Source organism: Collimonas antrihumi, from assembly GCF_018304965.1.
Classification (GTDB): domain Bacteria; phylum Pseudomonadota; class Gammaproteobacteria; order Burkholderiales; family Burkholderiaceae_D; genus Collimonas; species Collimonas antrihumi.
The window spans coordinates 1-15,553 of record NZ_JAGQED010000013.1 but is presented as its reverse complement, the minus strand read 5'-3'; the positions used below and the strand labels follow the sequence as shown (position 1 = coordinate 15,553).

Here is a 15,553-nt window from a genome sequence, read left to right as displayed (position 1 = left end):
AAGGAAACGATTCCATGACAACCAGCCAACCCGCTGTGCAGCAAACCGACATCCCGCAATTACTGGGCCTGTACCCGCCTGTGGAGCCGTATAAATCCGGCTTGCTGGACGTCGGCGACGGTCACCAGGTGTATTGGGAATTGTGCGGCAATCCGAACGGCAAGCCCGCGGTATTCCTGCATGGCGGCCCGGGCGGTGGTTGCAATGCCGATCATCGCCGTCTGTTCAATCCGGAAAAATATTGCATCATGCTGTTCGATCAGCGCGGTTGCGGGCGTTCGACGCCGCACGCTAACCTGGAAGCCAACACTACCTGGCATCTGGTGGCTGATATCGAGCGGCTGCGCGAAATGGCAGGGGTTGAAAAATGGCTGGTGTTCGGCGGCTCCTGGGGCAGCACCCTGGCCCTGGCTTACGCCGAAAAACATCCGCAGCATGTCAGCGAACTGGTGCTGCGCGGGATATTCACCGGAACGCATGAAGAGGTGCAATGGTATTACCAGGACGGCGCCTCGCGCCAGTTTCCAGATAAGTGGGAAGATTTCCTGGCGCCGATTCCGCCGGGGGAACGCGACAATATGGTCGAAGCATATAGCCGCCGCCTGACCGGCGCCGATGAAATCGCCAAGCTGGCAGCGGCAAAGGCATGGAGCGTGTGGGAAGGCAGCACCGTCAAGCTGATACCCGATCCGGCCCTGGCGGAAGCGCACGACGAGCCGGAATTTGCGATCGCCTTTGCGCGTATCGAAAATCATTATTTCACCCACGGCTGCTTTTTTGAAGACGGCCAGTTGCTGCGTGATGTAGGGCAGTTGCGGAACATCCCCGGCGTCATCGTGCAAGGTCGCTACGATGTCTGCTGTACGCCGAAAACCGCATGGGCCTTGCATAAGGCCTGGCCTGAAGCGGAACTGCACATGGTTGCCGATGCCGGGCACGCGTATAGCGAACCGGGGATCTTGCATCAACTGATCCGTGCCACGGACAAGTTCGCCGGCTGACAGGAAACCATGATTTGGCCGGAGGGTACGCACCCTCCGGATGAGTGGGCTGCGATTACTGACAATTCAAGAGGCTCGGCATGCCACGACCACTTCGCCTGCTGTCTGTATTCATTGCTCTGGCTGCATCTGGAGCGATGGCGCCGGCTTGCGGTGAAACCTTGAAGAACTGGTTCAGCGATCCTTTCATCCAGGTGCGCAGCGCTGTGCCGGATTGCCCGTTGCCGCTGGGGCCCCTGGTGAGCGAAGTAGAAATGCGCAAGGAGTCGCATTGGCGCACCGAACGCGGCACCAGCTGCTGGCTTGCCGGGCAGTGCAACAAACCGAACTCTTATCTTTACGATGCGCCCATTTCCCGATCGGTACAGGCGCATTTCGCTGCCGAGCCGGGTTTCGCCCGCAACAGCAGCCTGTGGCTGACGTTTCAACGCCGCTTTGTCTGGGTTGAGGGTTGCAGCGCGGATCAGTCGGTCGATGCGACGGCGCTGGAAGCCTTTGTCCGTGCCGAGCCGGACGTCGAGCGGGTGATCGTTAACCTGCGCACGCCGGGCGACAGCAAGGCACCCTACCCGCTGGCGCCGGCGCCATGAATTTCCTGGTGATTTCCCGGTATTTGCCGAGTGGTTTCCTGGTTGTTGCGTGCGGCGCCGGATTTGGCCGAGTAGCCGTCATCGAGGGTTTTCAGGAAAGCGATCAGGTCACCGATTTCCTCGTCATTCAGAGCGGGCGCAGCGCCTGCCTTGCGGTTCAAGGGAGCATCCAGGCTATCGATGTTGGCGCGGTAACGTGCAGGCAGATCGTCGAATTTGACAACCTTGCCTTTCACCTTCGGGTACCACCTGGCTGGATCAGTATCGCGCGTGACATAAAAATGCATCATGTCGTCAAGCGTGTGGAAGCGGCCGTTATGAAAAAACACTTCGCGCGTCGCCACATTGCGCAAGGTGGGTGATTTGAACATGCCGCAGAATTCCGCTTCCTGCGCCATGTCCTTGCGGGCCGGGCCGCAAAGACCGAGATCGGCATACTTCGCATTGCGATTCGCTGCGATCTCCGGGTTGCGCGGCACCCCCAGCGCCTGGAAACCAAAATCGGTGAACTGCGCCGGCCGCCCTCCCGGCCCGGGAGTATCGATGTGACACTTGGCGCAATTGCCCTTGTTCGGATTATTGAATAAACCGTAACCGCGCAATTCTGCGGGTGAAAAATCGGCGTTGCCAGCCATTGCGGCATCGAATTTGCTGGTGTAGGGATGAAAGCTCGGGTCTTCAGTCTGGAATGCTTCCAGCGCCAGTGTCGCCTTTTCCAGCGCCGTTGCCGGATGATCGAAAATGTCAGCGCCATAGATGCGCCGGAAATGCTCGGCATAATCTGCGTTTTGCAGTTTTGCGACCACTGCGGCCGGATCCGGATTGGCCATTTCATTGACATTGAGCAGCGGAATCAACGCCTGCTCATGCAGCGAATCGACCGCACCGTCGCGCGTGAAACCGCCGGTAGGGCCTTCGTCCTCGGTCTCGTCCGGGCCTGGCACATAGTAGTGGCGCGTGAACTTGGGAGTGAAGTCCAGATAGCGCAACGACGGCACGGCACGCGTGCCTTGCCGCTGCATGTCGGCGCCGCCCAATTGCACCGCCAGGCCGTTCGGCGGTCCGTAAGCATGATCGGGACTATGGCAGGTGGCGCAAGACATTTTGCCCGAAGCCGCCAGTGACGGATCGAAGAATATCTGCTTGCCCAAACTCGCCGCCGCGCTCAGCGCAGCCGGCGGCTCGGGATAACGCACCCACATCTTCAAAGACGGCTTCGGCGCGGCCGGAATTATGCTAGCCGCCGGCGCCACGGCATCCGCACGCGCAACCCGGGCCGGCGTTTCAGCGTCGTGACAACCGCCCAGCAGCACGGCAGCCACCAGCCCCGCACCGACAAGCCAGCGATGATTGCTATCCAAAACTTTCAATCCATTTCGATAAATCAATTGGGGTCAGAGTCAAATTAATTTAAGCATCTATTCGACTCTGACCCCAATTAATGGGGTTTAGTTATAAGGTTTAGAAACTGAACATGGCCATCAGGTCACCGATTGCGGTGGTGTTGACCGGACGGTATTGATCGGCGGCGACGCTGACCGGGTTGGGCAGGTTGTCGCGGCTACGTGGCGAGAGCGGTGTCAGGCGCCAGTTGCGTTCGATGAATTTCAATACCGACGAATGATCGTAGTAGGTGTGATCGATGAAGCCGGTGCGGGCGTACGGCGATACCACCAGGAACGGGATGCGCGGGCCGTCGCCGAAAAAATCGACATTCTGGATGTAGCCGGTATCGAAATGGCCGCCGCCTTCATCGGTGGTGACCAGGATCGCGGTATGGGCCCACAACGTCGGGTTGGCTTTGACCTTGGCGATCAGGTCTTGCAGAAATGCTTCGTAGCGGGCCGGCGCAGAATAGCCGGGATGGCCGCTGTCGAGGTTCTTCGGCACCACAAACGACACGGATGGCAACGTGCCTTGGGCGACGTCGTTATAGAACGTCGTCAGGCCGGCCAGGCTGGATTTCAGGTTGCTGTTCATGACATTGCTGGATGCCACCAGCGGGTCGCCGATAGCGTTGTATTGCGCGGCTTGCGCAATCGCTACCGGAAATCCGAAGGCGGCGGCATCGGCGGTTACATCCGCTATGTCACGGCCGCCGGTGTACCATTTCCAGGCGACGTTTTTCTTCGCCAGTCCTTCGGCGATGGTCGGTACGGTTTGCGGCGGATAATTGTAATTGTTGGGGCCGATCGGCTGTATCTTGCCGTTCATGTCGTAGCCAGGATTGTAATTGTTGACCAGGTAGTATTTGCCGGCGTCGCAATTGCTCTTGACCTTCTTGCCGGTCAGGAAATTCAGGATGGCGCCGACACCAGGCTGGCCCGCATCGGAACAGTTGACGTAGGAACCGCCCTGATAGCCGTCTTGCGTATAGAAATTCGCGGTTTGCGCCAGCGGATTCGGATTCTCGATCTGGTTCGCCGGAGGTACGCCAACTGCGCCGCCGGCATTGAAGTACGCCAGGTCGCCGGTAGCGATCGTGAAAAAGTTGGCGCCGGTGCCGCCCATGATGCCTTGATGGTAGTTATCGCTCAAGGCATATTGCTGCGCCAGCGATTTGAAGAAAGGGGCATCGCCGCTAGCCATGTTGAGGAAACCCATCAGCTCGCCACCTTGTCCCGGATTGCTGGGCGTGATGCCTTTGGTGTCGCCACCTTGGCCGACGGTGGCCGCGACCCAGGTGAACAGGTCCAGCTTGGCGTTGTCGCCGCCGGTTTGCTGCCACATCTGGAAGAAACGATGCACCGGATCGCCGGTCTGGGCACTGCTGGCGGTGCCGTAAGGGACATATTTGGTGAGCTGGAACGGCCCGCTCGGCAGATTCCCCGGGAAACGGGTATCCGGTACGCCGCCCGGATCCTGGAAGGTCGGCGGTTTGAGTTCGCCAATCGCAGTCGGCTGCGGCAATGCCGCGTAAACGCTGCCGCGGGTCGGGTTAAGCGTATAAACAGTCTGGGCTGTGCCCTGGTTTTGCAGCGCCAGGTTGAAGTTCGGACCGGGTGTGCCGTCGACGTTGATGATCCCTTGAGATAGCAGATTCTTCACGGTTTGACCTTGAGGCGGTTGATAAGCTCCGAATACCGCATCGAAGGTTTGGTTTTCGCCGACGATTACGATGACGTTCTGGATTGGCGTGATGGTCGGCCCATTGTTCAGCGCCACCACGGACTGGATCGCGGTGGCAGGCAATGCACTGCTGATGTTGCCGGTGACGGGAATCGTCAGGACCGCCCGATTGGCATCGGCGCCGACCGCGATCTGACCGGTATGTACGGTGAAGTGCGCCAGGTCGAACAGATTGTCGAGCGGGTCGCCGGCAGTGGCCTGGTATGCGGTGCTGCCTATCGGGTCGCTGGTTTCAGCTGCGGGAACGTTAAGCGCAGTAAACAAAGGTTGTAGTGGCAAGGAGACGTCGCTAACCGCCTGCGATATGCTGGCGGTACTGATTTTGGCGGCACTGATTTGCGCCGCGGTCGGGCTGCCGTTCGGAACCAGGCCGAGCACGCGCTGGGTGATCAGCGAGGTCAGGGGATTGAGATTGGCTCGCACAGTACTGCCTGCACTTGCTTGCGCCGCACCAGGATTGATGACCGCAGACAGCGTCGCGGGGCTGCCGTCGGCATCGTTGAATGGCGCCGTCAAAATGAAGGGTGCAGTACCCGCGAGCGCCAGCGTGAACTTGCCGTTGGCATCGGTGAGTGCCGTCTGGACGTTCTGGCCGTTGCCGTCGGTGATGGTGACGGTGACGCCAGCCAGTGCTTTACCGCTCGCCGCAACGCCGCTGACCGTGGCGCCGCCGGCGCCGGACAAACCACTGCCACCGCCACTGCAGCCGCTCAGATAGACTAGCGTTGCGCATGCCAGCGCCAAGGAACGAGGTTTCATGAAATTATCCTGTTGTCGGGATTTATCGGGATGATGGTTAGAGTCGTCCAAAAGTGCATGGGCGCCAAGTGCCGGCAGCATGCATGCAAATAATATTCCATTGTCATGAGGAAATATGACTTCCTGATGTCAGAATTTTTCAGTTCTCTAAAAACAACAAACCGTTTAGAGCGGGCCGTCCATTGTGCCGGATGAATTAGTGTGCTGCGTTCGAAAAAAAGTAAGTGATCGATAGCAATGCGCCAGATTGTGATTATTTATAAAATCTGTTATCTGTTAGCAACGACATGAAAAATGTACAAAAGTATGGATCCGTTGGGAACCGGCTGGGATAATTGCCGTGTTTTAGAAAAATGGCAATCCAAACACGTTTGGTAGATGCGAACAATTTGAATTCCGGAGAAAGCAGATGCAGATTAATTCCAAGACCCGGTTGCTGATCATGGCCGTCGCCTTAGCGCTGACCGGTACCGTGCAGGCGCAAGAACAAGTGGTCAAGATTGCCCACGTCGGCCCGATCACCGGCCCGGTCGCGCATGTCGGCAAGGACAATGAAAACGGTGCGCGCATGGCGATCGACGACCTGAACGCCAGGCATCTGACCATCGGCGGCAAGAAGATCCAGTTCGTTTTGCAAGCTGAAGACGACGGTAGCGATCCGAAACAAGCTACCAGTGTTGCCCAGAAGCTGGTTGACGCCAAAGTGGCGGCGGTTATCGGGCATCTGCAATCCGGCACCTCGATCCCTGCATCGAAAATCTATTTCGACGCCGGCATTCCGCAAATTTCACCTTCCGCGACCAGCGCCAGATATACCGAACAAGGTTTCAACACGACTTTCCGTGTGGTTGCCAACGATTCTCAGCTCGGTGCTGCGATGGGCCGTTATGCGGCAAAAACCTTGCACGCAAAACGCATCGCGGTGATTGACGACCGTACCGCCTACGGCCAGGGGCTGGCCAACGAGTTCCTCAAAGACGCCAAAGCCAACGGCGTAGAAATTGTATCCACCCAGTACACGAACGACAGAGCTACCGATTTCAGCGCCATCCTCACTGCCGTCAAGGCCAAGCAGCCAGACCTGATTTTCTTCGGCGGCATCGATGCCAGCGCCGGCACCATGTTGCGCCAGATGCGGCAACTTGGCATCACCGCCAACTTCATGGGCGGCGATGCGATCTGCACCGGAGCCCTGCCACGTCTGGCCGGCGAAGGTTTGATCGATGACAAGGTGTATTGTGCGATCGCCGGCGGAGTCGAAAATCCTGCGCCGCTTGATGCGTTCAAGGCTGCTTACAAGAAGAAATACAATGCCGGCATCGTCCAGTACGCGCCGTACACCTACGACGCCGTGATGATCATTGCCAAAGCCATGCAACAGGCTAATTCGGTCGATCCGAAAAAATATCTGCCGGCGCTGAGCAAGATCCAGTACACCGGCGTGACAGGCAAGATCGCCTTTGACGACAAAGGCGATATCAGGAACGGCACGCTGTCGATCTATACCTTCAGGAACGGCCAGCAGACCTTGCTGACGCTGACGAAGTAAGCAGGATAAGTAGCCGGATTTACGCTGAGGAAAAACGTTGGCACAAGCAGCAAGCCGTACCGGACGATTGTTCCTGCTGATGGATGCCTTGCGCAGCCATCGCCGGCCGGTTACGGCTGCCCGGCTGGCGGAGGATATGTCAGTCTCGGTGCGCACCATCTACCGAGACATGCAAACCTTGATCGAGTTGGGCGCGCCGATCGAGGGGGAGGCCGGTCTTGGCTATTTGCTGCGCTCCGGATTTTTCCTGCCGCCGCTGATGTTCAGTGAAGACGAGCTGGAAGCGTTGGTATTGGGTGCGCGCTGGGTGCAGCGGCAAGGTGACGACGGCTTGACGCAAGCTGCCGCCAACGCTCTCAGCAAGATCGCCACCGCTTCGCCCGCCGATTTGCGCGACAGCATGGCGAATATGGGTTTGTGGCCAGCCAGCTATCAACCGGAGCCGGCAGGCCAGTCGCCAAACCCGAACCGCACGCTCGCTCCGATTCGCGAAGCGATCCGGCGCCAGCACAAAATCAACATCAGTTATCGCGACGAACACGGCAGCGCCACCGAAAGATTGATCTGGCCGATTGCGATCGCGTTCTTCGAAGGCAAACGCCTGGTCATCGGCTGGTGTGAGCTGCGCGGCGGATTCCGCCATTTTCGTAACGACCGGATCAACGTATTGACGGTGACCAAGGTGCGCTATCCGCAGCAGCGCAGCATGCTGTTGCAGGCCTGGCGCCGTGAGAATTCCTTCGCGGAAGACCAGTAGAATCTGCTTGTCGAAATACTACTGACACAGACTGTCAGTGACCCCGGACTATGATGCAGGCATCGTATCAACCACCTCGGGAGTTCGTTGCCATGCTCATGCGCCTCTATCATCATCCGATTTCAACCAATGCCCGCCGCGCTGTCATGACGGCGCATCATCTCGGGTTGCCGCTCGAGCTGGTGCAGATTGATCTGTCCAGCGCCGACCAGCGCAAGCATCTGCTGGCGCTCAATCCGAACGAGAAAATCCCGGTGCTGGTGGATGGCGATTTCATCTTGTGGGAATCCTGCGCAATCATGCAATACCTGGCTGACAAGACTCCGGGCCAGACGATCTACCCGACCGAAATGCGGGCCAGGGCCGACGTCAACCGCTGGCTGTTCTGGTCGACGCAGCATTTCGCGCCGGCGATAGCGATTTTTTACTGGGAAAATTTCATCAAGGGACTGATTGGCGCAGGCCGGCCTGATCCGGTCGAATTGCAGCGCGGCCTTGTCGACCTGGAAACCTTTGCCGGCGTGTTGGATGGACATCTGGCGCAGCGGCAATGGGTGTCCGGAGCCGGAATGACCCTGGCCGACCTGGCGCTTGCAGCACCGCTGATGGCGGCTGAGCCGGGCTGCGTGCCTCTGGCGCAGTACGGCAACTTGCTAGCCTGGTTCAGCCGCGTGCAAGAACTTGATGCGTGGCGCCAGACTGCGCTGGAGGAAGAGCTGGCGACGGCTTGACCTGTAGGGTGACCCTACGAGTTCGGTTACGGGCGATACCCGTCATTCAAGGTTTTCAGGAAGGCGATGACGTCCTTGATTTCGCCATCCGTCAGCGCAGGCCGGTCGCCGGGTTTGCGATCGAAAGGCGCTTCGACATTGACGTTGCCACGATATTCCTTGGGCAAATCGTCATATTTGCGCACCGCGCCATCCTTATCGCGCGGATACCATTTCTGCGGCTGGGTATCGCGCTGCACATAGAATTTCATCACCTGTTCCAGGCTGGTGAACGCGCCGTTATGGAAAAACACCTGGCGCGTGGCGACGTTGCGCAAGGACGGCGTCTTGAACATGCCGCAATACTCCGCCTTGTCCTTGAGGTCGGTCCGATCGGGGCCGCACAAGCCCATATCGAAATATTTCGGATCGGCGTTGGCGGGGATATGCGGGTTGCGCGGCACGCCGATGGCGATCAGGCCGTAATCGGTAAATTGCGGAAACGCTCCGCTAGCCGTGATTTCGCTGATATGGCATGAGGCGCAATTGCCTTTGGCGGGATTGTTGAACAGACGCAAGCCGTTCAGTTCCTGTTTGCTGAGCTGGGTTTGCCGGCGCAAGAAGGCGTCGTACTTGCTGTTGTACGGATAGAACTCGGCCGGGCTTTCCTGGAATACTTCGAGCGCCATCAGCGCCCATTTGAAGGCCTGTTCCGGATTGTCGAAGATATCCTCGCCGAAGGTTGCGCGGAACTGCGCCGCATAGCTGGATTTTTTCAGCTTTGCCACTACCTCGCCTGCATTGGCATTACCCATCTCGTGCATCGACAACAGCGGAATCCGTGCCTGATCGTGGGTAGACGGCGCGCGGCCGTCCCAGTTGTGGCCGCCGGTGGGGCCGGCGTCGATGCTGTCGTCGCCGTCGTCATCGAAGAAATGTTCGGTGAAGGCGGGCACGTTCTGTATGTAACGCAATGATGGGACTGCGCGCGTGCCCAGCGTTTTCATTTCCTTGCCGCCCAGTTGCACTGCCAGGTTATTCGGCGGCCCGAACGCATGCTCGGGGCTATGGCAGGTAGCGCAAGACATCTTGCCCGAAGCCGAGAGCGACGGATCGGAAAACATGGTGCGGCCGAGCGCAGTCATGGCGGCTACTGTCGGCTGTTTTTTCAGCGTCGGCGCATAGGTTGCGCCAAGGTAGGCCGGGGCTGCCGCGGTTGCCGGGGTTGTCAGGGTTGTCAGCCTGTCAGGCGCCGCCGCCTCGGCTTCCGCCCGCTGCTGGCTGCAACCGTTCAGGAGTAGCGCGGTAAGCGTGGTTATACCGCCGAGGAGTGCAATGACAGCAGGTTTCATAGAAATGGCGGGATCCCAAGTGACGAGCGAGGTGCTGCGTCGAATGGAAGGCAAGACTAGCACCGCTCTGTGACAGAACGATGACACATTTTTTTATGGAAAATAAACAACGGCAAGTGGCCGCCATTTCATACAGCTGAAATATTCGAAGCATACGATTGCGCTTTTTAACGCCCAGGGAGGGCTTATGAAGCGGACGATAAAATGGCTGCCGGTAACGGTAGCGACGGTAACGCTGTCGGCAGGCTTGAGTGCTTGCGGCGGTGGCGGTGGCGGCTCGGTCGGCGATAGCGGCGCGGTGACCAGCGGCCAGGTAACCGGCAGCTATTATGAAAACGCACAGGTGTGTTTCGAAGACAAGATCAAGAAAGCGACATGCGATGTCACCTCCCCGGTGGTCAAGACTGCGGCCGACGGCTCGTATTCACTTAAAGGCCAGGGCGCAGTGGTGGCGACTATCGACACCAGCGTTACACGCCATGAAGTGCTGGGCGACAAAGGCAGCCCTGTAACGCAGAAACTGGTGTTCCGCGCCCCTTCCGGACGCAGCGCATTTGTCAGCGCGATCTCGACTGAGCTGGCCGCTGCGATGGACGCCAACGGCGGCGATTTCGCCGATGCCAGCAAGAAGCTGGCCACCAAGATCGGTACCGCTGAAGCCAACCTGCTGGCCGATATCAACAAGCTCGGCGCCGACGACCTGGCCAAGCTGAAGGCTGAAGCGGCGGAAGTCAACGACGCCATTGCAGATGCCGTGGGCCAAGGCGACAACGATGATTTCGGCCGGACCTTGAACGGCGCGCTGGCGAGAAAAAAAATCAAGAGCGTGGTGGTGATCTTTGCTGAAAACCGCGGCTTTGATAATCTGTACGGCCTGTTCCCTGGCGCTAACGGCATTCCAGGCGTCAATCCGACTTCTACTTCCAGCTACATTCCGCAAAAAGACTTCGATGGCAGCACCCTGCCCGTCTTGCCACCGACCTGGGGCGGCATGACCGCGGCCGGCCAGAGCACCGTCATCACCCAGGCGCAATCGGCCAATCTGCCGAACAAACCGTTCCAGATCGATGACGCCAGCAGCCCGGTCACCATGTCGTCGGCAGTGATTACCCGCGATCTGGTGCATCGTTTCTACAACAACCAGATGCAGATCAACGGCGGCAAGAATGATAAATTCACCGCTTACTCCGATGCCGGCGGCCTCAGCATGGGCTATTACGACGGCAGCAAGATGAAGCTGTGGAACATCGCCAAGCAATACACGCTGGCCGATAATTTTTTCATGGGCACCTTCGGCGGCTCGTTCCTGACCCATCAATACCTGATCTGCGCCTGCGCGCCGACTTATCCGAACGCCGATGCCGCTACGTCGCCTGCCAAGAACAATATCTCGGCCGTCAGTCTCGATGCCAGCGGCAACCTGATCGGGCTGACTCCGGGCACCGGCATGCCGACTTCGGTATTGAATGGTGCGCCGGTGTATCAAAAGGACAGCACCATCACGCCGAAAGATGCTTCCGGCATGTTCTATGCGGTCAACACCATGCAGCCGCCGTATCAGCCTAGCGGCAATGTCGCTGCCGCAGTGGCCGCGTATGCCGATCCAGGCAAGGCCACTACCCTGCCAACCCAGACCCAGACCACCATCGGCGATCAGCTGACAATCAAGGGTATCGACTGGGCCTGGTATGCCGGCGCCTGGAATGCCGCAATTGCTGATGCGCCGAATGCTACCCGTAGCGTCATCTATGGGGGCAAGGTTCAGTTCCAGCCGCATCACCAGCCGTTCAACTACTATAGCCGCTTCGATCCGGCTACTGCGACCGGCGCTACCGAACGTGCCAGCCATCTGAAGGATTTCGACGCCTCGTTTCTGCAGGATGCTGCAGCGGGCAAGTTGCCGGCAGTGGCGTTCTACAAACCGCAGGGTAACTTGAACCAGCATCCCGGTTATGCCAACGTGACCGACGGCGATGCGCATATCGCCGATGTGATCGCCAAGCTGCAAGCCAGCCCGCAATGGAAGCACATGCTGATCGTGGTGACTTACGATGAAAACGGCGGCTTCTGGGATCACGTGGCGCCGCCGAAAGGCGATCGCTGGGGTCCGGGCACGCGCTTGCCGGCTCTCCTGGTGTCGCCGTACGCGAAGAAAGGTTTCGTCGATCACACTCAGTACGATACCGCTTCCATCCTGCGTTTCATCACCAATCGCTATTCGTTGCCGGTACTGCCTGGCATCACCGCACGTGATAAAGCGCTGGTGGCGAACGGCGGCAAACCTATGGGTGATTTGACCGGGGCATTGACGCCGGTACCTCAAGAGTAATTCGAGTAGTCTGCCAGCAACGAAGAAAGCCGGCTGCCCTGGAAAAGGCAGCCGGCTTTCTTACATGCTTTTTACATGGTCCTTTACGTGTTTTACACGACTACCAGGAACCCATCGGCGCCAGCGCCGGCGACAGTTCCGCCTCGCTCCAGCGCAGCGGCAAGGAGGCTTCAACCCGTATCGCCTGCTCCACATGGAAACGCAGCAAACGCTCGGCGCCTTTGAAAGCTGCCACTTCAGCGCCATCCCAGATCAGCTCGGCAGTGACCGCCAGATATAACAGATCGCCGCTGACGAAATCGATAAACAGCAGACCTGCACGCGGATGCTCGACCAGGTTGCCGATGGTATTGAAGAAAAAATTGCCGACGAAATCAGGCACCGTCAGTGTCCTGGCGTCATCGATGCGGACAAAGCCGGGTTTGCCGCCACGGTGTGAAACGTCAACGCCTTGTTGACGCTCGGCGACCCCGGAGGCAGTTGCAGATTCATCCGCGGATTTACCCAAATACGCCGTCGCAATGAAGAAAGTATCTGCTGCAGCGATCAGTGCTTGCATCGCAGTGTCGAGTTGTTGCGCGCGATAAGTCGCCGGCACAACCGGCGCCGCTGCGTTGGCGTTCTCGATAAAGCCGGGCTGGCGCGCCTGGATATATTTCGGGCAGTTGCCGAAACTTTGGTCTACCTTCACCGTCCATCCTGCCGGGTTCAATTTCTCGACCTTGCCGTTCATGCGATTGCGGCGGCGCGTATGCGGTTCGATGCCCAGCAAGCCGACCGTCGCGTTGTCGGCCAGGTTCAGCTGCAGCGGGTCGGCCGGCAAAACCTGCGTTCGTATCTCCAGATGTTCCGGGTCCGGCGATGTCACGAAACCGGGTGCGCCGATCACTATCGACGCCCACGGCTGTTGTTGCCGATCGATACTGCCGACGATCAGGAACGGTAACTGCTGAAAGAATTCACGATGCTGGTCCGGCATGAAGCTGCGGATCACGTGACTGCGAGCCGCCATTTTTTCCAGCACGCCGACGCGCTGCTGCACTGCGCGTTCGCCGCTGTGGAAAGCGGTGTCTTCGGCGGCTGACATTTCAGGGTGGGACATGGTTCACCTCCTTGTGCACATCTTTGCGCGGTAGTGCGCTCTGACCCATGCGCGGATCAGAGCGCACGGACTCAGGCTGCCAGCGGCGGCCGGGTAGCCTGCATGGCGACAAAGCCCGGCAACGCTTCAATCCGCTCTAGCCATGCGCGGATCTCAGGATAGCTGTCCAGCATCACGCCGCCTTCCGGAGCATGCGCTATATAGCTGTAAGCCGCGACATCGGCGATGGTCACCTGGGTGCCGGCCAGAAACGCACGGCTGGCCAGGTCCTGTTCAAGAATCGTGAACAGCTGCGTGGCGATGGAACAAGCCGCAGCATGGTCCAGCGGCACTCCGAACAGGGTTATCAGGCGAGCACTGGCCGGACCCCGGTAGATTTCGCCGGATGCAAGCGATAGAAAGCGTTGTACGGTGGCCGCTCCCAAGGGATCGCGCGGCAGCCAGCTGGCTTCGCCATATTTGCTTGCCAAATAGACCAGGATTGCGGTCGAATCGGCGAGCGTAACGTCGCCGTCTTCAATCACCGGCACCTGGCCGAACGGGTTTTTGGCCAGGAATCCAGGTTTTTTGTGTTCCCCTGCGCGCAGATCGACATCGATCATTTCAAACGGCAAATCCAGTAAAGACAGAAACAGCTGCACCCTGTGGGCATGGCCGGACAATGCGGAACGATAAAGGCGAATCGGTTGGGCTGGGCGGACAATGGACATAGGGATCTCCTGTATGGCTTGAAAAGATGCACCGCACACGGTGCTCGAGGAAGCTGCTTATTCTGTACCGAACAATCGGTACAATACAAAAGCGAAGTTACCCTGTCAAGTAAAAACAGAAAATCCGGAAAAATTACTCGGCTGCCTGAGGGCCAAGCAAGATGGCAGGGAAGTTTTCTATCATCCGCAGGAACGGGCCGTTGCTGTCCAAAGCGCGCGATACGATCAGCGATCCCTGGATCGCCACCACGGCATTTTCCGCCCTCACCGCCGCCTCGACCTTATCGATGCCGGCCTCTTCAGCCACCGCCGCCAGCAACGCCATCAGCGCCCGCATGCGGCCGCCCAGGTGTTGCTGGAACAGCGAACCGGCTTCGCCGATAGTGAACACATCCATCAGGCAAGGCGCCATGCCGTTAGCGTAATATTCCGTCAACTTGCCGGCGAAACGCTGCAAGCGGATGGCAGATGTCTCGTGACTGCTAAGTGTCGACAGCACATGCTGGGTAAACCAGGTCCCGACCGCGCCCATCGCGGCGCTTGCCATATCTTCCTTGCCGTTTGGAAAATAATGGTAAAGGCTGGAGCGGCCCAGGCCGGTGGCTTCCGACAAGCGCGACAGGCTGCTGCCCTCATAGCCATAGCGGCGAAAGGCGGCCAGAATGCGTTCGACGACTTCATCGCGAGTAAGAGTGGCTACGGGCATGATTTTGTACCGGATGGTTGTACCGAATGTTCGTTGTTATCAATGTAGTGGCGAAAAAGCAAAACAGCAAGGTCCAATGCGCGATTTTGCCGATTCATCTCGCGCAGCCGGTGTGCATGCATAATAGTTGCTTAGCTAATTATATTTGCATAGAATAAAACCATGTTCGATCACTGCCTTTATTTCAACACCACTGCACTGGCGCGCATTGTGGAGCGCGAGTGGAATGCTGCGTACCAGCCATTTGACCTGACCGCGCCGCAGGGGTTTGTATTGCGCGCAGTGTTACGGCAACCCGGCCTGCTCAATAGCGAACTGGCGGCTATCTTCGGTATCGCGAGGCCGACTGCGACGCGCTTGCTGGATGCCCTGGATGCCAAAAAACTGATCGAGCGCCGGCCTTCCGCCGCAGACGGCCGTGAATGGAATATCTTCCCGACCGCGGCTGCGCTGGAGCTGGATGGGCCGATCAACGCCGTCAGCGCCGAACTGGACCGGCGCTTGCGCGGGCAGATCGGTGGCGACCACTTCGATGAATCGATCAGCGCCCTGCGCGGGATCAGGGAAAGCATCGGCTAACTCTTTGCTGCCATGACGCCTTGGTAGAATCATGTGTCGACAGGCTCTAATGCCGTTAAGTCAAGGTTACCGGTTATAGCGCTTGGCAGGTCATTCCCGCGAACGCGGGAATCCATTTTAACCACCATACTCTGCAACATGGATCCCCGCGTTCGCGCACTGCTGTCCGGAATAATTTTATTGACATTGTCATCAGAATAGTCCTGGCTGGAGTTGTGCTATTTGACTAGCTTCGCGTCTTCGTCGTCGATAGCTTGAATCCTCGGTCGCAGGCCGCTGA

Annotated in this window: 13 protein-coding genes; 7 read left to right on the top strand and 6 right to left on the bottom strand. The window is 58.4% G+C overall.

The window, feature by feature from the left end; translation table 11 throughout:
* The first annotated feature begins 14 nt into the window (after nt 1–14).
* Nucleotides 15–1,001 carry a prolyl aminopeptidase gene (gene pip / locus KHU29_RS12635; RefSeq protein WP_211453158.1) on the top strand — a complete coding sequence of 329 codons (987 nt, stop codon included), beginning with the start codon at nt 15–17 and terminating at the stop codon, nt 999–1,001.
* A gap of 80 nt (nt 1,002–1,081) precedes the next feature.
* On the top strand, nt 1,082–1,591 hold the full coding sequence (locus KHU29_RS12630) for a BON domain-containing protein (RefSeq protein WP_211453157.1): 510 nt from the start codon (nt 1,082–1,084) through the stop codon (nt 1,589–1,591).
* Here KHU29_RS12630 and KHU29_RS12625 read toward each other — a convergent pair.
* Both KHU29_RS12625 and KHU29_RS12620 read right to left on the bottom strand, forming a co-directional pair.
* A complete protein-coding gene (locus tag KHU29_RS12625) occupies nt 1,567–2,961 on the bottom strand; it encodes a cytochrome-c peroxidase (protein ID WP_246541932.1) in 1,395 nt (464 codons plus the stop codon). The genes KHU29_RS12630 and KHU29_RS12625 overlap by 25 nt on opposite strands.
* A gap of 91 nt (nt 2,962–3,052) precedes the next feature.
* Entirely contained in the window at nt 3,053–5,479 is a 2,427-nt protein-coding gene (locus KHU29_RS12620; protein WP_211453156.1) for an alkaline phosphatase family protein, read from the bottom strand.
* A 409-nt stretch (nt 5,480–5,888) separates the two neighbouring features.
* Between KHU29_RS12620 and KHU29_RS12615 the strand changes: the two genes are divergently transcribed.
* From KHU29_RS12615 to KHU29_RS12605, 3 genes are all read left to right on the top strand, one after another.
* Complete coding sequence (locus KHU29_RS12615; protein WP_211453155.1) at nt 5,889–7,028, top strand: branched-chain amino acid ABC transporter substrate-binding protein; 1,140 nt, start codon at nt 5,889–5,891, stop codon at nt 7,026–7,028.
* Nucleotides 7,029–7,065: 37 nt separating this feature from the next.
* Complete coding sequence (locus KHU29_RS12610; protein ID WP_246541929.1) at nt 7,066–7,785, top strand: helix-turn-helix transcriptional regulator; 720 nt, start codon at nt 7,066–7,068, stop codon at nt 7,783–7,785.
* 92 nt (nt 7,786–7,877) lie between these two features.
* Nucleotides 7,878–8,516 carry a glutathione S-transferase family protein gene (locus KHU29_RS12605; RefSeq protein ID WP_246541926.1) on the top strand — a complete coding sequence of 213 codons (639 nt, stop codon included), beginning with the start codon at nt 7,878–7,880 and terminating at the stop codon, nt 8,514–8,516.
* Nucleotides 8,517–8,542: 26 nt separating this feature from the next.
* Here KHU29_RS12605 and KHU29_RS12600 read toward each other — a convergent pair whose 3' ends face one another.
* Nucleotides 8,543–9,847 carry a cytochrome-c peroxidase gene (locus KHU29_RS12600; protein WP_211453154.1) on the bottom strand — a complete coding sequence of 435 codons (1,305 nt, stop codon included), beginning with the start codon at nt 9,845–9,847 and terminating at the stop codon, nt 8,543–8,545.
* A gap of 187 nt (nt 9,848–10,034) precedes the next feature.
* Between KHU29_RS12600 and acpA the strand changes: the two genes are divergently transcribed.
* The gene (gene acpA / locus KHU29_RS12595) at nt 10,035–12,176 is read left to right on the top strand and encodes an acid phosphatase (RefSeq protein ID WP_211453153.1); all 2,142 of its coding nucleotides are present in this window, start codon (nt 10,035–10,037) and stop codon (nt 12,174–12,176) included.
* Nucleotides 12,177–12,276: 100 nt separating this feature from the next.
* Here the strand turns inward: acpA and KHU29_RS12590 are convergent, their stop codons facing one another.
* The 3 genes from KHU29_RS12590 to KHU29_RS12580 form a co-directional block, all read right to left on the bottom strand.
* Nucleotides 12,277–13,278, bottom strand: a complete 1,002-nt coding sequence (locus tag KHU29_RS12590) for a pyridoxamine 5'-phosphate oxidase family protein (protein WP_246541923.1) — start codon at nt 13,276–13,278, stop codon at nt 12,277–12,279.
* Nucleotides 13,279–13,349: 71 nt separating this feature from the next.
* Entirely contained in the window at nt 13,350–13,988 is a 639-nt protein-coding gene (locus KHU29_RS12585; protein WP_211453152.1) for a glutathione S-transferase family protein, read from the bottom strand.
* Between the two features lie 133 nt (nt 13,989–14,121).
* A complete protein-coding gene (locus tag KHU29_RS12580; protein ID WP_211453151.1) occupies nt 14,122–14,694 on the bottom strand; it encodes a TetR/AcrR family transcriptional regulator in 573 nt (190 codons plus the stop codon).
* Nucleotides 14,695–14,856: 162 nt separating this feature from the next.
* On the opposite strand from KHU29_RS12580, the gene KHU29_RS12575 reads away from it, so the two are divergent.
* Entirely contained in the window at nt 14,857–15,273 is a 417-nt protein-coding gene (locus tag KHU29_RS12575) for a MarR family winged helix-turn-helix transcriptional regulator (RefSeq protein ID WP_211453150.1), read from the top strand.
* Nucleotides 15,274–15,553: the final 280 nt, after the last annotated feature.

Coding starts and splice junctions, on each gene's coding strand:
- KHU29_RS12605 (WP_246541926.1), top strand. CDS start 7,878: ATGCTCATGCGCCTCTATCATCATCCGATTTCAACCAATGCCCGCCGC.
- KHU29_RS12575 (WP_211453150.1), top strand. CDS start 14,857: ATGTTCGATCACTGCCTTTATTTCAACACCACTGCACTGGCGCGCATT.
- KHU29_RS12590 (WP_246541923.1), bottom strand. CDS start 13,278: ATGTCCCACCCTGAAATGTCAGCCGCCGAAGACACCGCTTTCCACAGC.
- KHU29_RS12585 (WP_211453152.1), bottom strand. CDS start 13,988: ATGTCCATTGTCCGCCCAGCCCAACCGATTCGCCTTTATCGTTCCGCA.
- KHU29_RS12615 (WP_211453155.1), top strand. CDS start 5,889: ATGCAGATTAATTCCAAGACCCGGTTGCTGATCATGGCCGTCGCCTTA.
- KHU29_RS12630 (WP_211453157.1), top strand. CDS start 1,082: ATGCCACGACCACTTCGCCTGCTGTCTGTATTCATTGCTCTGGCTGCA.
- KHU29_RS12620 (WP_211453156.1), bottom strand. CDS start 5,479: ATGAAACCTCGTTCCTTGGCGCTGGCATGCGCAACGCTAGTCTATCTG.
- pip (WP_211453158.1), top strand. CDS start 15: ATGACAACCAGCCAACCCGCTGTGCAGCAAACCGACATCCCGCAATTA.
- KHU29_RS12580 (WP_211453151.1), bottom strand. CDS start 14,694: ATGCCCGTAGCCACTCTTACTCGCGATGAAGTCGTCGAACGCATTCTG.
- KHU29_RS12600 (WP_211453154.1), bottom strand. CDS start 9,847: ATGAAACCTGCTGTCATTGCACTCCTCGGCGGTATAACCACGCTTACC.
- acpA (WP_211453153.1), top strand. CDS start 10,035: ATGAAGCGGACGATAAAATGGCTGCCGGTAACGGTAGCGACGGTAACG.